Raw genomic sequence first — 26,099 nt, forward strand, 5'->3', positions numbered from 1 at the left:
TACATAATTTTATGTGAATTTTATAAAAACTTAAAGTATTTGGTTTAAAACTTCATTACCGTGTAGGCACAGATTGTATAAGAAGATTTACAGAAACCTTTTATGTTATTCTTACATCGACATTAACCAAAAGGAGTAGGTGTAATGAACTCAACAATAGAAACGATATTGAATCATAAAAGCATCCGAAAATTTAAAGATACCGCCATAACACACCATCAATTAGATTTAATTATTCGTGCTGCCCAACAGGCTTCAACGTCTAGCTACATGATGGCTTATACAATTATAGGAATTACAGACCCTACCAAAAAAGCAGTTCTAGCAGAGGTCAGTGGTCAACCTTATGTAAAGGATAACGGGCACTTACTTGTCTTTTGTGCAGATTTACATCGGCCAACTAAGCAAGCGAGCGAGGAAGATTTCAGCCAAATGACGGAAAACTTAGAGAATAGTGAACACTTTCTCGTTTCAGCTATCGATGCTGCTCTTGCCGCGCAAAACGCTGCAATTGCAGCAGAATCCATGGGTTTAGGAATTTGCTATTTAGGAAGCTTAAGAAATAATTTAGGTAAAGTCGATGAGCTTCTATCATTACCCAAACACGTTATTCCTTTATTCGGTATGGCAATCGGCGAACCCGCACATGGGCCAGACAGAAAGCCACGGTTACCTAAGCAAGCTGTATACTTTGAAAATGAATATCAAGAACATGATGAATCTATCAATCAATTCGATGAACAAATGGCCACCTATTATCAGTCTCGATCATCGAACAATCGAGCCGACACTTGGACCAAGCAAATGCACCGACGCTTTGCAAAAACAATAAGAATGGATGTTACAGACCTAGTCCAAAAGAAAGGGTTCAATAAACGCTAAAGAAAGATTGGTGTCCACATGTACAGTCAACTTGAACAAGTTGCTAAACAAATCGCTCAAGCTAAAACAATTGTTGTATTAACAGGTGCTGGTGTATCAACGGCTAGCGGAATTCCAGATTTCCGATCAAGCGATGGGGTATGGTCTGAAGATCTTTCGCGAGAAGATTATATGTCAAGCCACTATTTTTCAACGAATCCCATCGATTTTTGGAAAAAATATAAGAGCATTTTTCATATCAAGTTATTGCAACAGTATGAACCAAACAATGTTCATTACTTTCTAAAAGAATTAGAAATCAAAACAAGAAAAGTATCGATCATTACACAAAACGTTGATGGGTTACACACAAAGGCTAATAGCTCTCGAGTCATCGAATATCATGGCTCATTAGATAAAGCTTCTTGCCCTGCTTGCGGTCAATTATATTCTGTCAATTATGTACTCGCCTACGAAACTCCGCGTTGTGAAACATGTCAAACGGTGATTAAACCAAACGTAGTATTGTTCGGGGATTTAATTACAGCCCATGATGAAGCAGAGGCTGTAATTGATCAGGCAGATCTGTTGATAGTTTTAGGAACGTCCTTACAAGTCTCGCCATTTAACGTTCTCCCTCAATATGCAGTGAATAAAGGCATTGCTACCGTCTTAGCAAACAAAGAACCCACCCTGAAGGACTATATATTTGATACGGTGATCCACGGAGATTTATCTTCTATTATCACTGACCTAAAGTACCAACTTAAAAATATGTCCTCATCGTAATCATACGATGGGACATATTTCTCTTATTTACGGAGAAAGAATAAGTTCTTCTCCTTCAAATTCCGAAAGACTCGTTGTATGATATCCTCCATTCACCCAGTCTTCTAACTGGTCATGGTACCATTCGCTACGAAAATGTCCCGATTGACCCGGCCCGACTACATGCTCAGCTTGATCAATAGTTGATAGATCACTAACAAAACGCCAAGGAGCTCCGTGATTAACTATCCCATCCTTATTAAAACCTGCCGCTTGTACAGTCACTCGACTGCCACTTACAGGAGTAGGGTCTCCAGGATTATAAAACCGCTCCAAAAATCCAATACTAGACAAAGGATGTGTGAATTCCACAGCGTGATAATCGCCCCACTGCCAGGACCGTGGGTCATTACCTAGCTGTTTTTTATGATCATTTATCGTTTGATTAAATGCTGATTGAACGACTTCTGTTATACCTCCAGCTTCTTTAATCCAAATAGAAGCTTCTCCTCCCATTTCCATTCTTAATAACTCATCTGTCGTTTGTCCAGCTCCATGGAACAACTTTAATATTTCCTTATTTATTTTTTCAGAGAAAATTCGTTCCTGAATATTCGCCATCCAGTCATGGAAGATTAGTGGTTGAGGTAACTCTTTATCATCTTCATAATTCCAATCCTGCATTAATTTTACAACCTGATCATCTGAATCATTCAACTGGCCTAAGAAGAATGGTAGAAATTCCTTTGCTTGTAGATTCATAATATCCATTTGAATATCTTTCATGCTTTCAATCGTATGGCTGTCAGTTGCTTCAATAAGCTTGACGATTCGCTGATAACGATAAGGTTGCGCCCAGTTATGACTTATATGATAAGGATAATTATCCGTTACGATTTTATTGTTCGCTGTTGCTACAAATCCTTTGTCAGGGTTTACAGTTGTTGGTAATTCTTCAAACGGGATATAACCTTTCCACTCATCTTCAGACTCCCAACCTCTTAAAGGCAGTAAAGCATCTTCCGCTTCTTCGTATATAGGAATACGACCATTTGCTTTATAGGCAATCGTACCGTCACTTGAGGCAAACACGAAGTTCTGAGCAGGTGCTAGGAATTTCTCTAGCCCTTTCTCGAACTCTTCCCAATTGCTCGCACGATTAATTTCAAGAACAGCCTCAAGCTCTGTTGTGGAATCTAAAGCTGTCCATCGCAAAGACATGACTGATTCTTCCCCACTTTTTTTAGCGAATTCACTAATAATCGGTCCGTGCCGTGTTTCCATCACTGTGTAATCTATTCTATCTTCACCTTTTACTGCAATTGGTTCATCGATCACCTTAGCTTCTTCCCACTGATCTTCATACAAAAATTCACTTTCATCTTCCGGGTTTCTTTTTTCCAAATATAACTGTTGAACATCTGGCCCGACATTCGTAACCCCCCACGATACATCTTGATTGTGACCAAGAATCACACCAGGAACACCGGCAAAAATAACTCCCGACACATTGTATTCCGGCGAATTCAAGTGCATTTGATACCAAATCGATGGTGTGGCTAACCCTAAATGAGGATCGTCGGCTAAAAGAGGCATTCCTGATTCAGTCAAATTGCCATCAACGACCCAGTTATTACTCCCATTGAACTCTTCCGGCAGAACTGCCCCTTTAAAACTGCTAGCAACGTCGACCTCCTCTTCATTTAAAATTGAAGGGGCTGCTTTTGGATAAGTGGGCATTATTTCTTCAGCTTGGTCTTTAGGAAACTCATGAATGGCAAAATAGTTAAACGCCTGTCGCTCCCAATGCCCCCCTAAATCAAATGCCATAAATTTACCGATCGTTAACGAATCCACCGGCTCCCAAGGTTCTGGATTAACGCCCATTAATTTAAACTCTATAGGCAAACGATTTTCATTAATGGCCTGCTCCATATAACCATTCACCCCCTCAGCAAAAGCTTTTAAGCTCTCGAGAGTTTCTTCTGAATAGTCTGCAATTGAATCTTCGGCTGCTCTCCTTAATCCAAGTGTACGAAAATATTTATCTTGATCGATTGTCGCTTCGCCGACTACTTCACTTAACGTACCCGATGCCTGCCTTTTCGCTAACTCCATTTGAAATAACCGATCCTGAGCTTGAGCATAGCCTTGAGCCATAAACAAATCATGACTATTTTCGGCTTCAATATGAGGCACACCTTGCTCATCCCTTGTAAGAATCACGGTATCCTGTAAACTAGCTAATTGTACCTCGCCAGAGACTTGGGGTAAGGTTCGATTTAGGAAAACGCTTACAAAAATAAACATAGCAACTACTAGGAAAATCAGTATTCCAATTATTATGAATGTAACTTTCTTCCACCGTTTCATCTTTCTATTTTCCTCATAAGTATTACGTACCGCTTCCACTAGATCCCCCCTCATACGAACTTTTTTCTATTATACCTTAACTAGAATGGGAAATGTATACATATATTCTCTGGCAAGAGTTAGTAGACTCTTGCTTCGGGTAAACTTAATTTTATCAAGATCTAGGCTTTAACTAACAGGTTCTGGCATTGCTTTTAATAGAGGACCATTACTCCAATCACAATCCCTAGCCATATGAAAACATTGCAAATTCCAGAAAAAAACATTAAAGTTTTAGTGGGAGATCAAAATTTATGTTCACACCCAATGGTCAGAGTAGATAAAAAAAAGACCGATTACAAAGATTTTGAAGAACTATGAAAGAACGATAATTTTATTGGAGGTTAGTTTGTGTCCGTTCTTATTTGGATCGTTATTATTGCATTATTTCTTGCTAGCTTTGTCAGTCTCGTGTTTCCAATTATTCCAGGTCCTTTAGTTTTATGGCTTGGCTTTCTTGCTTATTACTTCTTCCTTAATGGGAATGAACTCAGTCTTTTTTTCTGGATAGCCATGGTGCTCTTAACGATATTGCTAATCGTTTCAGATATTATTGCAAATAGTTATTTTGTGAAAAAATATGGGGGGAGTAAATGGGGAGAACGTTCAGCTGCACTTGGAGTGATTGTTGGGTCATTCATCATTCCTCCATTTGGTATAATTGTCGTGCCATTTCTTATTGTTTTAGTCGTAGAGTTAGTTCAGAAACGTACGGTTAATGAAGCTTTAAAAGCGGCAATGGGCTCGCTATTTGGATTTCTTAGCGGAAGTTTCGCTAAAATTATCATTCAACTATTTATGATTATCTGGTTCTTTATAGAAATATGGATTTAAATTGGACATAAAAAGGTCCATGCCCGTCACATCTAGAAATCTAATCAAAAAGTTGCAGCCTAACGGGTTCGGTTTTGAAAATCATTACTTAAAATTTCACACTCGAAAACCGAACCCGTTACCTAATAGGCTGCAAGTTTTTTAATTTATCCTGCTTTACGTTGATCATCGTCTTTCTCTGTTTCTTCTAACTGTTCAATCTCGGAATCAGGATTTGAATTAGATTCAGTACCTTCCTCAAAGCGGAAATTTTGCAATCCATTTTCCATAGAGGCAGCTACATTTTCCAATTCTTCTGCAAGATGATTCAATTGTTCCATTGCAGCATTACTTTCCTGAACGGATGCCGAAACTTCTTCAGCTGCTGCTGCTGTATCTTCGGTAACTGTACTTATTGCATCAATATTTTGCACGAGTTGGTCCTTTTGACCGCTCATTTTCTGCATAGACTCGATAATTCCATTAATTGCACTCACATTTTCTGATATGTTTTTAAATACTTCATCAAATGATTGTTCCGTATCATTGACAGATTGTTCCTGATGAGAAACGACTTCTCCTGTATCTTCAATGAGACCGACAATATGCTTCGTTCGATCCTGCATATGCTCTATCATCGAAGCAACATTCGTTAAGGCTGATTCTGATTGTTCAGCAAGTTTACGAACTTCTTCCGCAACAACGGCAAATCCTTTTCCTGCTTCACCTGCTCTAGCCGCTTCAATCGCAGCATTTAAAGCTAGCAAATTGGTTTGACCAGCAATACCAGAAATTGTACTAACTACTTGATTAATATTTTCTGAACTGTTCTGTAAATCTTCAATCGATTCACGCATCTCATTTGTCATCGTGGTTGTTTTGTTCGAATGAGTACGCAGCTTTTGCACAATTTCTTTCGCTTCTTCTGATTGATTTAAAAGTAGATCAGATTTTGACTTAATGGATTCACTTTGAGTAACTACGTCAGTAATTGTATGGGCAAGAACTTGGGAGGATTGAACACTGTCACCCATTAGTTCAGTCTGACTTTGTGCACCTTTAGCAATTTCTTGAATCGCACGTGAAATTTCAGAAGATGCAGCCGAGTTTTCCTCCGAATTAGCAACCACATTCTCTGCAGAGCTACTCACTTGATTAGAAGAATGCTTTACTTGATCGATTAATGTACGTATAGAATGAATCATTTGGTCAAAATCCTTAGATAGTTCACCGATTTCATCGTTACGATCGATGGCAGCTTCAATTGAAAAGTTCCCTTCACCAGCTTCTTTCATCGATAATTGTAAGTCTTTAATAGGCTTTGTTAAGTAACGTGTAAGTAAAATCGCAATACCAAGTGATATTAGAATAACAACAACTAATACGATCACAATTGGTAAAATAATGGTGTTAGCTTGTGATACAAAATCAGATACATTTACAGTACCAACCATCTTCCAACCAGTTTTATCATTTGTAGCATAGGCAACTATTTTCTCCTCACCGTCATCAAACTCATATGTTCCCGATTCATTGTCCATCACCTCTGAAAAGTAAGGTGAGTCTTCCGCACTAGTTCCAATTAATTCTTCGTTGGGATGAGCCAGGTAGATGCCAGTATCACTAATAAGCATGGCACTGCCTGTTTCACCAACTTCCACTTCTTCGATCATTTCAAAAAGTGTGTTGACTGTAAAATCTATAGCAAAGACACCCGATACACTTCCATTTTGCTCAATAGCTCGTGCTGCACTTACTACCGTGTCCCCGGAAGCTGCATCTTTATAAGGCTCAGTCCAGATGACTTCTCCCAATTGTTCTTCAGCTTTGATAAACCATGGTCGATCTGTCGGATCATAGTCGTCTCCAAGATCTGTCTCAGGATAGATAAACATATCTTGTGACTGCTTTTCACCCATATAGATATTTAAGATATATGGATTCGAAGCCTGCGTATTTCCAAATTGATTTAATAACTCTTCCCTATTTTCATTTGGATCTGTTAATAAATCATCTTCTGCATATCGATTGACATTATGACTGATGCTATCAAACAGCGTATCAAATGAATCGCTCATCGATTGCATTTGCTGTTCAACGTTTTCAGTCATAGCGGAAGTTGTGTTATTTAAACTAAACCAATAACTCGTTCCCGCCACAATAACTCCTGTAAGTAAAATTAAAAATAAAAACGGAAATAGAAATTGCCGCTGTATTCTTTTGGTGAAAAATCCTTTCAAGTTGAATCCCCCTTTATATATCTATTTATCATATCGGTATATGTATAGAATTTTTTATAGAAGGTTAGTTTTTTTCTGAAAAATATTTTCCGCCAACTAATTACTAGGCCAATTGTTCTTGTCTAATATAAGGAACATCCCAGCAATACACTTGCAAATTCCTAGTTAAAAAAAGTAGTTCCGTATTGGTGGAGAAACATACGAATTAGCAGACCAAATCGTAAACCAAAAACATGATAATAACTATTGTCAATTACCCTTATTACACAATCTGCTTTAGTATAACAAGACTTTATAAAACAGAACGCTTGAATATTAAAATCCAAGCGTTCTGTTTTGCTATTTATACTGTTAATCTTATGAACGATTCATTTGCTTTAGAAATTCAAAGACTTCCAAGTCTATAAAGCCCTGCTTTTGTTCACGTTCCTCAAAGTTTTCAGTGTGCAAAAAAGCTCGCAATCCATCATAAAGTTCCTTGTGACGAGGAGATTGAGTTTTTAAGTAGCCAACTCTGTATAAGTTTTCCATAACTTCTTGTTTAAGTTCTCCTTCAATTCTTATAACCTGATCTTCCTTTGTTTCAGCAAAATATAGTTGGTGAAGCTTATAGATTCGTTCAAGTTCTTGAATCGGTTCCGGGTGGTCATCTACTCGAAGATTTACAGATACATCGCTTAATCCACCGTAACCACCTTTTTCCTTAACGACATAGATAGCAGCAGACTGCTTACCACGACTATCTCCACCTGCTTGCTGGGCAGCTTTTAAGCCTTCCAACAATCGGTCAGCCAAAGAACCTTCACTCGTTTCAAATGCTTGTCCCATTTCAGTAACCGTTTCTTTATTAACGAGAATATTCCCTTGCGCGGCGTAATGTTTACCTGTAACGCCTCCAGCCCAGTCATAGCACTTTTCGCCTGTAAATGTAGCTGCATTTCCTTTGGCATCCACTACACCGACTTGTCGCTCTGCGGAACCTGAATCATCATTTATTAATTGATCTATAGTTTCTTGTGCATCAAAACCACGCTTTAAGTAACTTAACCCATCAGGTCCATACATAGGATTCGCAAAGGCTTGGGTAGCAATAGCACCAACTCCAGCTTCAGCCCATGGAACGACTGCACCTACACCAAGAAATTTTGATTGAACAGCTACGCCAATTTCTCCAGTTTCCGGATCTGCACCTACAATCGAAAATGTTGCAATAATTTGGTTCATAATTCTCCACTCTCCTCTATCTGCATTATTCGACATATTCATTAAAAATCCTTTTTTTAAAAAGGCTATGTTAAACCTTGCGAGCCGTTCCTTCTAACCTCATTCCTATGTCTTTACTAACGGAACCCATTTTTAAAACTCTTTATCAAACAATACTGCCCGATGGTTGAAAAAACTCCTTCCTCAACTCGGCAAGTATCAACATGAATGTTTAACGTAGCCTTTAAAAAATAAATTAGTAAGAGGTAAACCATGTCCACTTCTGAAGATGATAGGTTAGATAACGAAATGTTGTCAGCTGATCCTCATACTCTTCATAATCAACTGTATAGTTCCCCTCATTATTATTCCATATTCGTCGAAAATAATCATCAACCTCGGTGAAAATCGTTTCTCTTGAATCTCCTTTTATTCGAACATTTGCCTCTAAATTTAAATTCGATAAATTCCTTCGTGTATAGTTACTAGAACCAGCAATAATAACATTCTCCTCTTTTCGATCAACATATAACATTTTCGTGTGATATTGCTCCATATTAATATCATACCATCTTATATTGAGATTATCGTTTCCAAGTTGATTCATTTCCGCAGCAACTGGCAAGTTAGGAAGCCCTGACTTTTGATGACCAAATGATTTTGTATTAGGATCCATTACGATATTCACCGTCGCTCCACGATCAGCTGCCTGATCAAGTTGGTCAATGATATTTCGATCTGCCAAATAATACATACCTAACCAAACACGATCTCCTTCCTCCACGTTTTCTAATTCTTCAACTACTGCCTTTTTAATTTTCTTCTCCGTAATATATTGAGCTTCAAGAGAACCTTCTTCTTTTCCAAAGTCCCGGCCTTTGTATTCAGGAAAGTCAGCTTCACCAGAAAAATCGACCACTGCTTTTTCCGATTCCAACATGTCACCTATAATTGGTCCAGTCATCTTAAAAGCTACATTCTCATGAAAACCACTCTCATTATGAGGATTTGCAGATGACACCATAGCAGCATTTTCTGTAATCAGTACTTTTCGATGATTGGCTTTGATATTTAAGAGTTTCAAGTAAGAACGCAACGTAAGCTCTGGCGCTTCTTTAGCAAACGGATTCGCAATCCATCCATCTCCACCAGTTCCCATCCAACTAAACAATACCCTCCAAATACTAGAGTATGCAGGGTTAGAATCTCTCAAACGATTTAAATCTGTCAAAACTATGTCAATGTCATGATTTCTCAATCTTCCAATTTGTTCTGATTCATATGATCCGTACCCTGTATTGATTTGATCCGTTATAAAGACCACTTTTAAGTCAGAGTGTTTTTGTTTTTGGGCGATAAGACGATCAGTGAGCTCACTAGCTATTTCTGGAAATTTTTCACCTTCGTCACTATATCCATTGAATAAAAACATATCAATGACGATAAAATCCTCTGCTTCTGATATCGTCTGATACATTTCATTAAAGATCTCAAGTTCATGGATAACTTCACCATTTTCATTTTCGTAGGTTAGATCTTTATAAAAATTAATATTCTCTATATTACGAAATTCTCCCTCGTAAGAAACCCCTTCTGGGAGACTTTTCCAAGATGTGTGATAAGCAATAACGAATGCTAAAATTATACAGACCCCTACGATTATCCAAAACCAATTCTTCTTATGTATTTGCGTTAATTTCCTCAATTTTTTGCCCCCTTCACCAATATAATATATTCACTAAAGGGAACTCTCTGAAACCTTAATATAATGTAAAATGACTAAGTTTATGCCCCTAGCACATAAACTTAGTCAACAATCCTTAAGGGACAATAGTTACCGGAATCACTGTAGATTGTAAAACATTATAACTTACACTTCCTAAAATAGCACCTTTCACACGCCCCACACCGCGAGTGCCCATCACGATCAGATCCACTCCATCATTACGCGACTCCTCAAGGATTACTTGGTCTGGAATACCAATTCTTTTTCTTAAAGTATAAGAAACTTCTTTCTTCCCTAATGACTCCTCAGCCTTTTCAAAAGCCTCACGAGCTGATTCGTCTTGATAATATTTGATCTGATCTTCTCCGGTAAATCGTCGTACATTTCTTGTGTTAAACTCTAGCTGAACATTTAACACAATTAACTCATAGCCAATTTTCTCTGCCATTTGAATCGAATAATTTAAAGCACGAATTGAGCTAGGTGAAGCATCAAAAGGCACTAACAATTTCGTTTTCATCACGACCCCCTCCTTAATTCTATTATACTAAAAATGAACAGCTATGAGTCATAAATTCTTGTCCGTTGACAGAATTAGCACATAGATTCACAATTTAATTCGTAACAATTACTATTAATGAAACAAGGAGGCTTCATAGTGGCAAAGAAAGCAATGGTTCAAAAAGAACTAAAACGTCAAGCAACTGCTGAAAAATATAAAGATATTCGACGTCAACTGAAGGCTGAAGGAAATTACGAAGCACTCAGAAAATTGCCTCGTGATTCCTCACCTACACGACTTCACAATAGATGCATAGTAACAGGCCGACCACAAGGCTACATGCGCCAATTCGGCCTGTCCTGAATAAAATTCAGGGAGCTAGCCCACAAAGGCCAACTCCCTGGAATTAAAAAAGCCAGTTGGTGATGTAGAAAAGTGAAAGCGACTTGGTAGGACACGACCATAAACAAAACACCTACGTGAATCATTCTTCCTTCACGTCTGTTTGCAAAGCCTACACCGAGGCCACTGAAAAACTGATAATTTAAGCAAATTAGAACCAAATGATCAAAATTAGTAAAACAAAGGTAGGGGATCATATAGATAGTAGGTGTGATCCCCTACCTTTGTTTTTTGTGAAGACTCTTTCAGTAGTTCCATATGCCCTGCGGGGTCTCATTTAATCATCGTCGTCGCCAGAAGAAACGAGATAAGCCCAGCCCAAGTATAAACAATCAATAACAGCTTAATCCCCGCTCTTTTTGCATCTACTTATCAGGGGGTTGCTTATCATTAAACTAGGTTGGAAATTTTTTAGTTCTACCACTTCTAATTAACCATAAGTGCTGAATAATTTCTGTAACCATTAAAATAATGGCCGTCAAAATAGCTCCTAAAAACGTAACTTTTGCTTCTTGTAGCAGAGAGACTAAATAAACAATTAAAGTTGCCGCAATAAAGTCAAATATGGTACTTAACCAAAGCGTACCTCTTTTTAAAAACATCACTTCCATCATATGAGCAAATAGAGCAAGAATTAAACCCACAATTATTGGCTGATATAAAACCGTATAATTAACATTGGCAAAAATTACATTAGCAAGTATTATGACCAGTGGACAAACGATTAGTTTTACAAGCAGTCCCCACAAAAGAAATGCACCCTTCCTTTTACTTATAAACTTTACAAATTTGTAATTTTTATGCTCTTTATATGTTGATTTCTAAAAGTGTTTGACAAATCATATAAACACCTGTTGAAAATTAAGTAGTTCCGATACTGTGGAAAAGATTTAAAATAACAAGTGAAATAATATACTAAAATACATTATGTTTAGCATCATAAAATAACAGTACAAACAAAAACGCTTGGACATTTTAATATCCAAGCGTTTTTCTTTATATTTTCTTCTTCAACTAAAGAATCCTTTACTTGAAGACTCAGCTTCGAGAGATGTTGTTTCCGTTATGGTTGAAAGCGTTTGGAGGTCCGGGAAATCACTCGCTTTCCATGGGCATGTGGCGAGCTTCCTCGGGCTATCGCCCTGCGGGATCTCACCGATCATGTTCATCCCAGCTCTTACGCCTTATAAGTACGAAGGGGTAAATCATCCGTTCATCAATCCTATTGGCGTTATCCAGCTCCGGCGCCTAGCGGCTAGTGAGACTTCCCTCGCTTCTGTACGATAAGTCAACATCGAATCACGATGTTCTTCGTGTTTCCTTTATCTCCGACAGCTCAGTCCAGTCCATACGCCGCTGACCAAGGCGCCTCCGCTTTTAAAGGAGAAGTCTCGCGATTTCCCGGACCTCCTTGCAATTGTAAGGCAAACGGAAACCTCAGTAACTGGTTCTTCAAATTGTAGGCTATTCATAGAAGAGAGTTTGCAACTGCACACTTGTTCCATATGGTGTAGCGAACACAGAAGACGACTCATGGCAGTAGGGCCAAAGGATGGGGGGGCGAGGAAACGGGGAGATTCCCAAGCCCCCCACCATTTGATGTGTGAGAAATGAATCCCTTTCCCAGAAGGACTATCTACATGCAAACTTAGGAATGGCTGCCTTTTCTTAAAGTGGTATCGAGACACTTATATGGTAAAGGGGCGGAGGGAAACGGGGAGACTCCTATGGGATGTGCGGGACAGCTGAGACCCCACAGGACGAAGTCCGAGGAGGCTCAGCGCCCACCCCATGGAAAGCGAACCGTTTCCCGCAGCCCCTAAATTCACACAAACATCTCGAATTAAAGCACAATCTCTATATTTATTTTAACATAAATCCCCATATTCTTTTGGTTTACCAAAATCAACATTACAAATAGCACGTAATTAGCCTAGTATTTAGTACGTTGACTTTAGCTATTGTCACTATGTTATTTGTGGTGTGATTTTGTATGCTAATTTATATGGTAAATACCGATCATCGTTGAAATAACAAGGCATAATAAGAGACCAAATCATATGCGATTTGGTCTCTTATTTCGTTTCGTATGTTATTTCATGTTTTGTACTCGAAAACTGAACCCGTTATTTTTAATGCCCAAGAGTTTTTGTTATATTTTGATTGACTTGATTTTTATTCTCTTAAATTATCAGTTTTTCAGTGGCCTCCTAAAGCTTTTCGGGTTCTTTACAGTCTATCGTTTCAAGATTCTCACCGTTTCATTCCTGTGTGAATCGTGCCATGAATAGACCTAGTACTATTTACCTGTACTGACAAGGCTGGATCCTGTGATGTCAATATTCACCGGTCTGTATCAGGCTACAATTGGCGTTATAACAGATACCTCATACTTTTAAGTAACGGTAAACGGCACGATTTCTCCACACAACCATCTCGGAATCGAATCTTCAACAATCCTTCACATACTCTAGAATGACCTACTAAATCAACATAGCAAATAACATAGTAATTAGCACGTTGAAAACAGCTATTGTCATTTACTTCCAAACCAAACACGTTATCCTCAGAAAGAGCCGTTATTAATTTTAAAAAAATGCCCAGGAAAAAATAATCCTGTCTTCACTTCGAATTATGATCTTCTAAAGTTCCCTATAACTTCAACTGTTTCACTAATGCTCACAAAAGCCTTCGGGTCAACACTTGTTATAAGTGACTTGACTATGGCTAGTTCATAACGGGAAATAACAGTATATAATACTTTGCGTTCTGCATTAGAATAGCCACCGTGCCCATCCATAACAGTGATACCTCGAATTAAATTTTTAATAAGCTCACTTTTAAGTTCATCTCCTCTACTGGTTACGACCATTAGACTTAACTTTATATGGCGGGTGTGAACACGATCTATAACTATTCCGGTAATGTAGATCGAAGCCATCGTATATAATGCAAGATCCCAAGAAAACACAAAGCCGGAAATAAACACAACGACACTATTTAAACCGAAAATTAATCCACCCAGAGGAATATCACGTTTTTGGGTAAGAACAAGTCCAATAACATCAAATCCTCCAGTTGATCCATAAAAACGAATAATAAAGCCAATAGATACACCTGCAATAACTCCTCCAAATACCGCAGATAACAAAGCGTCATCGGTTACTGCAAATACCGGGATATATTGCATGGCCATAGAGGTAGTAAAAACAGAGAATACACTGTTTAATATAAATTCCTTTCCAACCTTTTTCCATCCAATTATTAAAATAGGGATATTTAAGATGACAAGCCAAATACCAGCGTTTATCGGAGAAAGCAAGCCAAATACCATGGCAAGACCTGTTACTCCACCTGTTAGTACTTCATGTGGAAGCAGAAACACGTTAAAAGCAAACCCCAATACAATAGAAAATACAAATAGTACAGTAAATTTATATAAACGATTCATTGACATGACCTCCGATCCGTTAGTAGCAACACCTAATGAATTCTAGTGGTCAACAAAAAAAAAGTCAATACTGTTTTCACCAAGATCAGAGCATTTCTATTGTACGTGTTCAATCTAAATACACAATATTTAAATATCTAAATAATACTAGTCTGTTAGTTTTCTTATACGTTTGGTCTTACAAGAAGATTCTCTATAGGAGGTACCGTTAATGCTCAGGAAGTCTGTATGAACACAGACGTATGAGTGAAAATACATTATCTAAAATGCAGCTAAAAAAAAAGAGACCATCAAGAAAATTTGACGATCTCCTAATCACTCTGGAATTTTGATCACCTCAGTACTCCTCTATCTACTTAGCATTCGAATACATAACGACAAACTCTAAACTACGTTCAATGATACTGTCCCGATCGTTATCTAATGTTGCGACATGGTAACTATTTTCCAGATGAATTAGTTCTTTATGTTCTGATAGCACTGTTTCAAAAATCATCTCTGAGTTTTCTGGAGGTACGATGTGGTCTTCTTCGGAAGCGAAGATGAGAATTGGACAGTGAATACGTGAGAGTTGATCATGAGTCTCACTCATTAGACTAATGAGATTACGAATCGATTTTACCGGGGTTCGGTCGTACGCCAACTCTTCCACCCCATCCTTTTTAATATCCGATCCTATTGCTGCAATAAAACGATCGTCTGTGTTATCTAAAATGTTGTCCATGGCAGGGATATTAATAGCTGGGTTAACAACCATAACTCCTGATATATCTTCATACTTTGCCGCTAAATGCAGAGCTAGTGTACCTCCCATTGATAACCCGACAACAAATATTTTTGTGCACCTTTCCTCTAACCATTTGTAAGCTTCCTCTACAGAATCGATCCAATCCTTATACGTCGATTTTTCCATTTCTTCTGGGGTAACGCCATGTCCTTTCAATCTAGGACTAACTACCGTATATCCTTCTTTCGCATACGCTTCTACAATTGGTTTCATACTCTGATTTGTCCCTGTAAAACCATGAGATACTAGAATACCAACTTCATTTCCTTTAAAGTAAATCGATTGGGCACCATCTAGGATTTGATTTTCTGCCATCTCTTCAACTCCTTTTTTTGTGATCCAAGTAATCTTTTAAGTACTAGATTTTCCAGGATGGACCAAGGCAGCATTCTTTTTAAAATAATATTCATTCGAACTCCAGGACCTATTGGATAGCGGAGTTTTTTTAATGTCGGTTTAGCTGCTAAGCTAGTCATTAAATCCGCAACTTTATTTGGATCCTCATGATTCTCACCGTTTAACGCATCCCATAAACCTTTTACATAGTTGTGATACGGGGAAGAAGGATCATAAACAGCTTGCGGCAAGTCTAACCCTGAGGTCCATATGTTGGTTTCATAAGACCCAGGTTCAATAAGTGCTACATCAATACCAAACGGCTTCACTTCAAAGCGTAAACTCTCCGATAAACCTTCAAGTGCATGTTTAGAACTAACATATGCAGAAAGCCCTGGAAATCCAATCAATCCGCTAATACTACTCACATTAAAAATTTTGCCTTGAGCCTGCTTCCGCATTTTCGGTAAAACGGCTTGCGTTACTTGAACAACACCAAAAACGTTTGTTTCGAATTGGCGACGATAATCCTCTATTGGAACTTGTTCCGTAAATCCACCTAAAGCAAATCCTGCATTATTCACGAGTACATCAATTCGCTCAAGGGTATCAACTCTCTCCCGAAATTGTTGAATCGACTGATCATTCGTTACATCCAAATTCCATACTGTAATATTTTCCGCAACGTTTAATTGTTCAAATACTTTCATTTTGTTTGGGTTACGAATAGTTGCAATCACATACATACCCTTTTCTGCACATTTAATAGCAGTATGATAACCGAAACCACTTGATGCCCCAGTTATTATGACGGTTGGTTGCATCCTTCCCCTCCGATCTTTTTTCGTTTTTTATCTAACTTTTCTATTTCAGTTCTTATAGGTATATACCCTTTTCACATACATCATTAATCCACTTTAAAGTAACTAAACTAAATTTAGGCTATTTGCCCTTCCATAAAAAGAGTCCAATCATAAAGTATTCTATAAAGCAAAAGGTGGTGGATAATGTGCACTACTATGGAGGATATGGTTACGGATATCCCAAACAAGGTGGGTGTGGATTTGCTCTTATCGTGGTGTTGTTTATATTATTAATTATTATTGGTGCTTCCGTGTACTACTGATTTTTGGATGAGGCCAGGTTTCGTTCTCTGCCTGGTCTTGTCAATAAAACATTTTGACGGTTCTTTCACCATTTATTACAATGAGTAAATATGGCTTACCAAAGGAGAGTTTACATGCCCATTTTAGAAATAGGACAAGACAAAATCAACTACCAGTTGAAAAGAGAAGACGATATCTACTTTGTGAAAATTTATTTAGATGATCTTAACGGTATATGTGTTACTGCACCTTCTAAAAAGCAGGATGAAAATGTTGAGGCCTTTATTGTAAAAAAGAAAAAGTGGATTAAGGAGAAGTGGATAAAAATCCATGATGATCTGTATCAAACCGTCCAGATAGAAACAGGTGCACGAGTTTCCTATTTAGGGCGAAAATATAAGTTAATTACCGAAAACTCTACCGAACAAGAAACTTACTTCACCTTTCAAAAAGGAAAATTCTTTTTTACATATCCTTCCTCTCTTTCAAATGAGGAAATAAAAAACGAACTGAATAAGCAGAGAGATCAATGGTTACAACAGAAAGCTAGTGAAAAATTTAAACAACTTCATTCTAACGATATTCAAAGTGAAGATGATCACTATCGATTAGGTTTTAAAAAAGAAGACGGGATCCTTTTAAACTGGCGATTGATTCAAAGGTCTAAACCGGAGATTCAATCCACCATCGATGATTTAATTGAAGAAAAGACATTTTAAAAGAAGCAGAGATTAAGCTTATTAATTCAACTTTGAAGTTTGAAGTACAAAAACCGCACTTAGATTGTAAAATAACAATAGAATCACCAACTAAATTGACAAGGTAATATACATTATAATTAGCATAAAAAAACGCTCCGAGCGAGAAAAAGCTTAGAGCGTTTTTTCATATCATATTCAACTAAAGCCCCGAATTATGGAAGACTCAGAGCTTCGAGACATTCCAGTGGTTTCCGTTACAATGGATGGCGTTTGAAGGTCCGGATGAGCTGCTTCACGTGAGCTGAACGCCTCATGCATGAGAATCGTGTTGGGTGAGGCTTTGCTATACTCTATAGCATAGGTAAGACGCATTCTCCTATACCGGGGTTCGTTCGTGTTTCAAAGTCACCCTATCCATTATACGGTAACGAACCCCTATGATCTCGGAAGCGAGTCTTCAACAATACGGCCCGTTAGCTTAATTATATTGCTTCACAACCTCTGTACTTTTTTAATATAAATTTCCATTTCATTTATTAAGATTTTAACATTTGATTTGTTTTGTGCCATAGCCTATCCATTATACGGGTAGCAAGTTTTTATGTCATCTTGTTAAAACAGCTGTTTTATCTTTTATTTATCTATAAACTTTGTTAAATCAACAAAAACAAACCGTCCAATTGATATTAGACGGCAAAAGAAAGTATTTTTAAGTTTTGTACCGTTAAGCTTACACTCTCTTAAATAAACAGTAATAAACTCAAGGCCATAACACCCATGCCAGCCACAACTCCATATATGGAAAGATGTGCCTCTCCATACTGACGTGAAGCTGGTAATAATTCATCGAGTGAGATAAATACCATAATACCAGCAACTCCAGCAAATAAGACCCCGAACATCACATCATTAAGAAACGGCATTAATATTAAGTAAGCAACTACAGCTCCTACAGGTTCTGACAAACCAGACAAGAAAGATAGTTTGAACGCTTTTTTCTTATTTCCTGTAGCAAAATATATCGGCACAGAAACCGCAATCCCTTCTGGAATATTATGAATAGCAATCGCCACAGCAATTGCTACACCTAAAGCAGGATCCTGCAGTGCTGAAGTAAAAGTTGCGATTCCCTCTGGAAAATTATGAATCGCTATAGCTAAAGCTGTGAACGTTCCCATCTTGAGTAAGTGATCATTTTGCACTTCTGAAGCTGGTTTAGACATATCTTCTACATTTTTAGGTTCATGAGGATTCCCCTGCTTAGGTATAGCTTTATCTATTAATGCTATGACGAGCATTCCACCAAAAAAGCTAGCAACGTTCACCCAGTTTCCCATTTGATGACCTAATGCAGCAACTAGGGATTCTTGTGCTTTAAAGAAAATTTCAACCATAGAAACATAAATCATAACCCCTGCTGAAAAACCTAAAGAAACAGACAAGAACCTCGTATTAGTCGTTGAAGTAAAAAAGGCTAGCAAACTTCCAATCCCCGTTGCAAGACCTGCCATCAATGTTAAGCCAAAGGCAAATAATACATTTTCCATTAGTCTCTCTCCCTCTTTCATTTCTAAATTAAGTGTAATCTAAAACTTTCCTTGATGCAACTTTTTTAGTTATAGTTACATTTTATGTATTCGGGTAAAAAGTGATTCAAAAAAAAGCAACTTTATCTTGAGTATAGACTCAAAATAAAGTTGCTTTCATTTCCCTATTCCATTTCTTCACCTTTACCAGATAAAATCATCATTTGATCGTTTTCGTAAGCTACAACATATTCAAGCTTATATTTTTTAATTTCAACTTCTCCATCAACTGTTTCTTCGGCAGTGATAATTGCTGTCACTTGTATTTCTTCACCCTCGGGATCAGCTACTGTATTATCAAGCGAAACAGAAAGTGTATTGTAATAACCTTCTCTAAACTGTTCGTAGCCAGTGCTTTCTTGCCAATCACTACCTAATAAAGAGTAGGCTGCTACAAAATCCCCTTGATTTATACTGTCATAGAAATATTGAATTAAATAAGTTGCTTGATCAGCATCTGTCTGCTGATTTGACACTTCAGCACCATTCTCTAACTCAGGGAATTCTGGAAGATCGTCCATAGGTGATTTCGACCATTTCCTTACAATTGGTAAGATATTCGAAACAGGGATACTAAAACCAATGGACTCTTCTCCGAGCTTGGCGGAATTGATGCCAATTACCTCACCCGTTTCTCCATTCAGTAAAGGACCTCCACTGTTACCTGGAGAAATAGGCGCTGAAATTTGATACACATTTTCATAACGAAAAGGTGTGAGTTCAAAGTTACGATCTAAACCGCTTATTTCACCACGAGTCACTGTATTCTGAAGCCCTAATGGACTACCTAATGCTAAGACCTCTGTTAATAGAGGAGCATTATCTTTTTCTTGAATGGATAATGGTTCTTGCTCTGCAAGTTCAGGTACTCTCACAACTGCTATGTCTGTACTTCTACTGATACCAATAACCTTCCCAGTCATTTCCTTTGAATCTACGGTAACAATATTTACTTCTTCAGCATTCGCTACAACATGAGCATTAGTTATGACATCACCTTGGTCATTATATAAAAAACCTGAACCTATCGTGCCATTATCTAGTTCAATTTGGACGACCAGCTTTTGTGATTCATAAATAATTTCTTGATTGCTTTTATTAACAGGTTCCCCTTCTTCCTCGGGAACCGGCTGGTCTAGGATAGAAACTGCCTCTAACTGGGAAGGTATTTTTTGCTGAACAAATATCATTCCACCGATCCCAAGCAAAATGAATACGGCAGTAATAAGCAGGCTTGTCATCCAAGTACGCTTCATATTACACCTCCTACTCTACATACCATTGTACATTTGTCACTTTAACTGTAACCTTATTTTCAAAATCATAGTAATTTTTTTCAAACGTTCCCTTATCCTCTGGGTTTAAGTACATCGGATAAACTTGCGCAGTTTCACTTTCTATGACTTTATCATTTTCATTTATAATGTCATAGGTTACTTCAATTGAACTGACAATTTTCGTAGCTTCACTCTGCACTTCTCCCTTAACCGTTATATCGCCAAATTCATCTTCAGAAACGTTTACATCTAAAATCTTGACAGCATCTTGCCTGTTTTTTAAATCTTCCTCTGCTGCTTGTTCCATCGCACGTTCAATCCGCTCTAATTTTTCCTGTTCAAAAGCTTGCTTCTCTTGTTCTACTCGGTCTTTTAATTGAGCAAGCTTTTCATGATTAATAACATACTGTAGTCCTTCATCTACTGCAGCAATCGCCTCATTAAATTGTTTTTCTTTCATTGCTTCTTCTGCATTTTTTGTACTGATGGAGACGATTTTTTCAGTGATCTTTTCTCGTACTCGAGTAGCTTCTTCTAAATCAAGTCCTGACAAAGTGTTTAATTTTTCAGCAAGTTCATCAATACTTGTTAGTTTTTTAAGTTGATTATTAATTTTGTTTACAGTAATCCTAGAATCAAGCTGGTTTAGTTTTTCTGTTAACGTAACAACTAACCGATCTTCTTTTTTCATCATTGAATTATTAATGGAAGCTAAATTTTCCAGGGCTGTGTCTAATTTGTTATTTTCTATAGACTCTTCAACTTGGTTGAGCTCATTATCTAGCTTTCTAACATCCCTTACGCTGGATAAGCTTGTTTGAAGGGCCTGATAATTCGGGCGTTGATTGGCAGCTGTTACTAATAAGTTTTCCGCCTCTTTATATTTTCCGTTCAGTGCTAATTCTTCTGCCTCATTCTTATCCTCTAGTACGCTCTTGTTGACTTGTTTCGAATGATTATATGTATAGCCTATTACACTTGCAATCAGAATAAAAACTGCGATCGGCAAGATAACCGGCCAAATGTTTTTTGGACTAGGTTCAACGTCTACATCTGAACCTTCCTTTGGTACATTGGATAACTTTTCACCACAATGAGAGCAATAACGGGAGCCCGAATTATTTTCACTACCACACTCCGTACAAATGACCATGGGCCCGCCCTCCTTCTATTTAACGAAATAAAAAATTCACCCCTCATTATATCATGTTTCCATAACCTACTGTCATAGAATTTTATTTTTTTCTGCTAACTTATTGCAAACGCACGGCCAACTTTTCCATTGTTGCATAAAATATCAAAAATAGTGGAGAAGGGAGTTTCACTTATGCAAAACAACCGCCACAAAAAAACAACCCAAAGTTCTTCAAAACCAAAAAAATCAAGTTGCTGTGGAAAGAAAAGAAAAAATTCTAATAAATAATTCTGATGATTACTCTAAACTCACATAAATCAGAAAAAAGCAGTTCGCTATTACGCATTACAATTGGTAAAGAAAAACGCTTGGACATTTTAATATCCAAGCGTTTTTCTTTATATTTTCTTCTTCAACTACTTTCCATGGGCATGTGGCGAGCTTCCTCGGGCTATCGCCGATCATGTTCATCCCAGCTCTTACGCCTTATAAGGACGAAGGCTAAATCTAGTTCATCAATCCTATCGGGCGTTATCCAGCTCCAGCTCCTAGCGGCTAGTGAGACTTCCCTCGCTTCTGTACGATAAGTCCAGTCCATACGCCGCTGACCAAGGCGCCTCCGCTTTTAAAAGAGGAGGCTCGCAATTTCCGGACCTCATTGCCATTGTGTGGCAGACGGAAACCTCAGTAATTGGTTCTTCAAATTGTAGGCTATTCATAGATGGGAGTGGGTCGCTAGGAAACGGGGAGATTCCCAAGCCCCCATTCGATGTGTGAGAAACGAATCCCCCTCCCATTCTGACTGCATACTTTTCAAACATCCTGAGACCCCACAGGACGAAGTCCGAGGAGGCTCAGCGCCCGCCCCATGGAAAGTGATCCGTTTCCCGCAGCCCCTACATTCACACAAACATCTCGAATTCAAGTCTTCAACAATCCTGCTCTGTTAGCGAGCATTTGCGAGTAAATAGAATAATCTAACTGAGAGAGTTTAAGAACAATCCTTCACAGACTCTACAATGCATAGTATTACCCGGTTTGTTTTTTTTCCATGGACTCTAAATTAGAGTTATCTTTTGTCATTCGGTTTGCGATCGTCGTAATAGCGCCATCACCTGTCACGTTAGTAGCTGTCCCAAAACTATCCTGTGCTAAATACAGTGCGATCATTAAGGAAACCATCACCGAGCTGAATCCTAGCATGCTTTCTAGCAATCCTACAGCTGCCATTACAGCTCCACCTGGAACCCCAGGAGCTGCAATCATAGTGACACCAAGCATTAGAACAAAGGGAAAGATATCTATAAAATTCAGCGCTTGTCCTTGCATATACATAACTGCCATCGCACAGCTTGTTATTGTGATTGTACTACCAGCAAGATGAACATTGGCTAATAGTGGTACGGCAAAATCCGCTACACGTTCTTTCACGCCTATACCTTTTGTATGTTTCAGCGTAATAGGGATAGTAGCCGCGGAGGATTGTGTACCCAATGCTGTAAAATAAGCTGGGGCCATTTTACGTAATAAATAAAATGGATTGGCTCTATGCAATGCGCCTGCAATTCCATAAACTCCAATTAAATAAAATAAATGCAAAATAATGATCATGACAAATACTTTAGCAAATACACTTAAAATCGTAGCTACTTGTCCAGAAAATGCCATATTAGCAAAGATACCAAAGATATGAAACGGAAGTAATGGAATAATAACCTTCTCTATTACTTTTTGAATGATGGAACGAAACTCTGTCATCGTATGATATAGAGTATTTCCCTTAATTGCCGTCATTCCAACACCAAGTAAAAAGGAAAAGACCAGGGCTGCCATAACATCCATAATTGGATTTATTTCAACTGAAAAAGAAGCTTCCACTAATGAATCCTCAGGGTTTGTCATGCCTCCCCCATCTCCCGTATTTAAAAGGGTTGGATATAAGTTTCGCGCCACAAGATAAGCAGCAACCCCAGCGATCACCGTTGAGATATAGGCAAGCCCGGCTGTGATGCCAAGCATTTTACCTGCACCACTTCCAATTGAAGCAATTCCCGGGGCGATAAACCCTATAATAATTAAAGGGATGACAAAACTTAAGAAACTATCAAATAGCCCTGTAAATATTGCAAATAGTTGAATACCTCCTTCAGGTACAACTAAACCAATGGATATTCCTAAAATAATAGCGAGTATAATTCGTACTAGTAATGGAATTTTATTCAATTCCCTCTTCCTTTCTTGTGCAGTTAAATTTTAATATATTAATGTAGTACAGAGAAAAATAATCTTAATAGATAGTAACTTATTACAAACTCTTTGTGAAGGAAAGAAACCTGTGAAAACCCTTTAATATAAAAAAACTTTTATGTCTTTATCTCGCTTTTCATTTCGCCTACAATCCATTTATTTATAAGTAATCTAAATGTAATACTTTTGTAGTGGTTTTGTATTTGTTAATCAGGAATTTACTTGTTATACTCCTATAAGCAGTTACAAGAAAGGGGTAAAAAGTCATGAAAAAAGCAATTATAATATTCTCTTTTATGTCCTTTTACATTTTTGGTATTTTAGGGTTTAACTCTGAATTACCATTACAAGCAGAAGAAATCTCACATGATAAATTAGATGAAAGAAAGCCGATCACTTTAAGTAAAAAACCAGGTGATTTTGACAATATAAATTTCAAAAAAGAGGTAGTAAAAACAGTAAACGTGGAAGCAACAGCTTATACGGCCTTTTGTGAAGGATGCAGTGGGACAACCCGTACAGGCATTGATTTAAGAGCCAATCCTAATCAAAAAGTGATTGCCGTAGATCCTGAAATTATTCCACTTGGTTCAAAAGTAAATGTTCCAGGATATGGTGAAGCCATCGCGGGTGATATTGGTGGGGACATTAAAGGAAACAGAATTGATTTATTTATGGAAGAAAATAAGGACGCTATGAATTATGGACGTCAACAAATTAAAGTCGAAATATTAGCCTCATAATGTTGGCAATTTAGATAAGCCTAATTTTTAATAAGCCTTATCTAAACAACGTAAAAATGCACCCCTTATGTAAAAGTAACGGGTTCAGTTCTGGGGGAGAACACAAAATAACGTAGTAATTAGGAGGGCAAATCGCAATGCGATTAGCACTCCTTTTTTTTATTGACATAACAGCGTTTATGTAGTCTTATCCCCCTAAATTAGATTCGGTTTCGAGATCATGGGGGGGGTCGTTACAGGGGTGGCTTTGAAACAACTCGCTTTCCTGCGGAGAACGGACCGAGCCTCCTCGTTCGTTGGCACTCCCTGTGTGGTCTCGCCTAGCTCCTTCTGAGGCCACTGAAAAAGTCCGGTAAATTTTAAGAAAAGCAAATCCCTAAAAATTCTATCCCCATTTTCAGTTTATAAATTAGGGGTAAATTGGACTTAATCCTCCACTTTGACAGGAAAAAACAATGTGATTTTGGGTGAATAGTTCGGTTTTGGAGTACACCACTATCCGTGTTCTATTGCAATGAACCTCTCTATATCAAGGATTTTAATAGGACTGCCCGCTATCAAGATTTGCATGCAAACTTAGGAATGGCTGCCTTTTCTTGAAGGGGTATCGAGACACTTATATGGTAAAGGGGCGGAGGGAAACGGTGAGACTCCTATGGGATGTGCGGGACAGCTGAGACCCCACAGGACGAAGTCCGAGGAGGCTCAGCGCACGCCCCATGGAAAGCGAGCCGTTTCCCGCAGCCCCTACATTCACACAAACATCTCGAATTCAAGAATCTCTCTATATATTTTAACATAAATCCCAATATTCCTTTTGTTGTTTTGTATGCTAATTTATATGTTAAATACCGATAATCGTTGAAATAACAAAGAATAATAAGAGACCAAATCATATGCAATTTGGTCTCTTCATTCGTATGTTATTTCATGTTTTGTACTCGAAAACTGAACCCGTTAGATTTTGGGATAGTGTTTTTCAAAAAGTTCATTATTATATAGAAAAGGACTTTTTCAGTGGCCTCGCGCCAGCCTGAGGAGGCTCAGCGCACGCCCACGGAAAGCGACTCCTTCCCCACCACCCCTTTCTCCACATAATCATCTCGCAATCGAGTCTTCAACAATCCTGCTAAGTTAGCGAACAAGCACAACTTCGTCAATGTGCATAACTAGTAGTATGTATACCCTTTTCGTGAGCATCGATATTGATAAGAGTAACAATGGTTGTATGATTACTAAGACGATCATACACACTCTTACAAATATAAGGGCAGTCCTTAACTGGAAAAAGTGTTGTATTTTAATAAGCAAAAACTGTGTCAACTCTTTCAAGCGGTCACACGGGCCTTCTTGTTATTAAACAATCTGGGATTTAGTTGAACAAGACAGACAAAATAAACCAACCTTAAAAAGGCTCAGTGAAAATACTGAGCCTTTTTACTTGTTAATTATAATGCTTATTTTAATGTGAAAACTATGCTGATTCGTTGTGATTTAATATATTATTACCAATACTGAACCCGTTAATGTCAAAGTGCTGCCTCTTTATTACTCTTTTGAAAAACGAGTTCTATAAGCACGCTTGTCCAAATAAAAGCTTTCTACGCTTGCAGTATGGACAGCAACTCCATCTTCCAAGAACCACCAAGATCCTCTATCAAGTTGCTTCACAATAAATTCCATCGTTTCTCTTTCATCCATTTCTTCACTTAATTCAAGATCATGTGTTACGACACGTTTGCTATCTAACAAAAAAACAACGTGCCACTCATTTTTAGCTGCCAATGACATCAACCTCCTATA

The 26,099-nt window shown here is 37.9% G+C and carries 19 protein-coding genes and 2 pseudogenes; 7 read left to right on the top strand and 14 right to left on the bottom strand.

Going from position 1 to position 26,099, the window contains the following annotated elements; translation table 11 throughout:
* Nucleotides 1-144: 144 nt before the first annotated feature.
* Nucleotides 145-882 carry an oxygen-insensitive NADPH nitroreductase gene (gene nfsA, locus ACFQIC_RS06005; protein WP_204708005.1) on the top strand — a complete coding sequence of 246 codons (738 nt, stop codon included), beginning with the start codon at nt 145-147 and terminating at the stop codon, nt 880-882.
* A gap of 18 nt (nt 883-900) precedes the next feature.
* Entirely contained in the window at nt 901-1,650 is a 750-nt protein-coding gene (locus ACFQIC_RS06010) for an NAD-dependent protein deacylase (RefSeq protein WP_204708006.1), read from the top strand.
* 27 nt (nt 1,651-1,677) lie between these two features.
* On the opposite strand, the gene ACFQIC_RS06015 is transcribed toward ACFQIC_RS06010, so the two are convergent.
* A complete protein-coding gene (locus ACFQIC_RS06015) occupies nt 1,678-4,056 on the bottom strand; it encodes a penicillin acylase family protein (RefSeq protein ID WP_204708007.1) in 2,379 nt (792 codons plus the stop codon).
* Nucleotides 4,057-4,392: 336 nt separating this feature from the next.
* On the opposite strand from ACFQIC_RS06015, the gene ACFQIC_RS06020 reads away from it, so the two are divergent.
* Nucleotides 4,393-4,875: a DUF456 domain-containing protein gene (locus ACFQIC_RS06020; protein ID WP_204708008.1), complete on the top strand. Its 483-nt coding sequence runs from the start codon at nt 4,393-4,395 to the stop codon at nt 4,873-4,875.
* A 146-nt stretch (nt 4,876-5,021) separates the two neighbouring features.
* Here the strand turns inward: ACFQIC_RS06020 and ACFQIC_RS06025 are convergent, their stop codons facing one another.
* The 4 genes from ACFQIC_RS06025 to ACFQIC_RS06040 all read right to left on the bottom strand — a co-directional run bounded on the left by ACFQIC_RS06025 (nt 5,022) and on the right by ACFQIC_RS06040 (nt 10,543).
* Nucleotides 5,022-7,094: a methyl-accepting chemotaxis protein gene (locus ACFQIC_RS06025; RefSeq protein WP_204708009.1), complete on the bottom strand. Its 2,073-nt coding sequence runs from the start codon at nt 7,092-7,094 to the stop codon at nt 5,022-5,024.
* A 357-nt stretch (nt 7,095-7,451) separates the two neighbouring features.
* The gene (locus ACFQIC_RS06030) at nt 7,452-8,318 is read right to left on the bottom strand and encodes a DUF1028 domain-containing protein (RefSeq protein ID WP_204708010.1); all 867 of its coding nucleotides are present in this window, start codon (nt 8,316-8,318) and stop codon (nt 7,452-7,454) included.
* Nucleotides 8,319-8,553: 235 nt separating this feature from the next.
* Complete coding sequence (locus ACFQIC_RS06035) at nt 8,554-10,002, bottom strand: phospholipase D family protein (protein ID WP_204708011.1); 1,449 nt, start codon at nt 10,000-10,002, stop codon at nt 8,554-8,556.
* A gap of 115 nt (nt 10,003-10,117) precedes the next feature.
* Nucleotides 10,118-10,543: a universal stress protein gene (locus ACFQIC_RS06040; protein ID WP_204708012.1), complete on the bottom strand. Its 426-nt coding sequence runs from the start codon at nt 10,541-10,543 to the stop codon at nt 10,118-10,120.
* Nucleotides 10,544-10,681: 138 nt separating this feature from the next.
* Between ACFQIC_RS06040 and rpsN the strand changes: the two are divergent.
* Nucleotides 10,682-10,951, top strand: a pseudogene (gene rpsN, locus ACFQIC_RS06045) (30S ribosomal protein S14).
* Nucleotides 10,952-11,322: 371 nt separating this feature from the next.
* Here rpsN and ACFQIC_RS06050 read toward each other — a convergent pair.
* The 4 genes from ACFQIC_RS06050 to ACFQIC_RS06065 all read right to left on the bottom strand — a co-directional run bounded on the left by ACFQIC_RS06050 (nt 11,323) and on the right by ACFQIC_RS06065 (nt 16,325).
* On the bottom strand, nt 11,323-11,676 hold the full coding sequence (locus ACFQIC_RS06050) for a DUF2512 family protein (protein WP_204708013.1): 354 nt from the start codon (nt 11,674-11,676) through the stop codon (nt 11,323-11,325).
* Nucleotides 11,677-13,559: 1,883 nt separating this feature from the next.
* Nucleotides 13,560-14,378: a YitT family protein gene (locus ACFQIC_RS06055; RefSeq protein WP_204711045.1), complete on the bottom strand. Its 819-nt coding sequence runs from the start codon at nt 14,376-14,378 to the stop codon at nt 13,560-13,562.
* Nucleotides 14,379-14,730: 352 nt separating this feature from the next.
* Nucleotides 14,731-15,480, bottom strand: coding sequence for an alpha/beta hydrolase (locus tag ACFQIC_RS06060; protein WP_204711043.1), 750 nt, complete (start codon nt 15,478-15,480; stop codon nt 14,731-14,733).
* A complete protein-coding gene (locus tag ACFQIC_RS06065) occupies nt 15,459-16,325 on the bottom strand; it encodes an SDR family oxidoreductase (RefSeq protein ID WP_204711041.1) in 867 nt (288 codons plus the stop codon). The genes ACFQIC_RS06060 and ACFQIC_RS06065 overlap by 22 nt, the downstream gene beginning before the upstream one ends.
* A gap of 185 nt (nt 16,326-16,510) precedes the next feature.
* On the opposite strand from ACFQIC_RS06065, the gene ACFQIC_RS06070 reads away from it, so the two are divergent.
* Both ACFQIC_RS06070 and ACFQIC_RS06075 read left to right on the top strand, forming a co-directional pair.
* Nucleotides 16,511-16,627 carry a YjcZ family sporulation protein gene (locus tag ACFQIC_RS06070; RefSeq protein ID WP_204711039.1) on the top strand — a complete coding sequence of 39 codons (117 nt, stop codon included), beginning with the start codon at nt 16,511-16,513 and terminating at the stop codon, nt 16,625-16,627.
* Between the two features lie 114 nt (nt 16,628-16,741).
* Nucleotides 16,742-17,326: a YgjP-like metallopeptidase domain-containing protein gene (locus ACFQIC_RS06075; RefSeq protein ID WP_204711037.1), complete on the top strand. Its 585-nt coding sequence runs from the start codon at nt 16,742-16,744 to the stop codon at nt 17,324-17,326.
* A 722-nt stretch (nt 17,327-18,048) separates the two neighbouring features.
* On the opposite strand, the gene zupT is transcribed toward ACFQIC_RS06075, so the two are convergent.
* From zupT to ACFQIC_RS06095, 4 genes are all read right to left on the bottom strand, one after another.
* On the bottom strand, nt 18,049-18,855 hold the full coding sequence (zupT, locus tag ACFQIC_RS06080) for a zinc transporter ZupT (RefSeq protein WP_204711035.1): 807 nt from the start codon (nt 18,853-18,855) through the stop codon (nt 18,049-18,051).
* A 164-nt stretch (nt 18,856-19,019) separates the two neighbouring features.
* On the bottom strand, nt 19,020-20,150 hold the full coding sequence (locus ACFQIC_RS06085) for a S1C family serine protease (RefSeq protein WP_204711033.1): 1,131 nt from the start codon (nt 20,148-20,150) through the stop codon (nt 19,020-19,022).
* A gap of 10 nt (nt 20,151-20,160) precedes the next feature.
* Nucleotides 20,161-21,324, bottom strand: a complete 1,164-nt coding sequence (locus tag ACFQIC_RS06090) for a zinc-ribbon domain-containing protein (RefSeq protein ID WP_204711031.1) — start codon at nt 21,322-21,324, stop codon at nt 20,161-20,163.
* 1,011 nt (nt 21,325-22,335) lie between these two features.
* A complete protein-coding gene (locus tag ACFQIC_RS06095) occupies nt 22,336-23,529 on the bottom strand; it encodes a dicarboxylate/amino acid:cation symporter (RefSeq protein ID WP_204711030.1) in 1,194 nt (397 codons plus the stop codon).
* Nucleotides 23,530-24,005: 476 nt separating this feature from the next.
* Here ACFQIC_RS06095 and ACFQIC_RS06100 point away from each other — a divergent pair.
* Nucleotides 24,006-24,296: pseudogene (locus tag ACFQIC_RS06100) on the top strand (3D domain-containing protein); the annotation flags it as partial.
* A gap of 1,548 nt (nt 24,297-25,844) precedes the next feature.
* Here the strand turns inward: ACFQIC_RS06100 and ACFQIC_RS06105 are convergent.
* A complete protein-coding gene (locus ACFQIC_RS06105; RefSeq protein ID WP_390216994.1) occupies nt 25,845-26,087 on the bottom strand; it encodes a hypothetical protein in 243 nt (80 codons plus the stop codon).
* Between the last annotated feature and the right edge of the window lie 12 nt (nt 26,088-26,099).

Origin of the sequence: Halobacillus seohaensis (genome assembly GCF_042663045.1) — a bacterium.
GTDB classification, from domain to species: domain Bacteria; phylum Bacillota; class Bacilli; order Bacillales; family Halobacillaceae; genus Halobacillus_A; species Halobacillus_A seohaensis.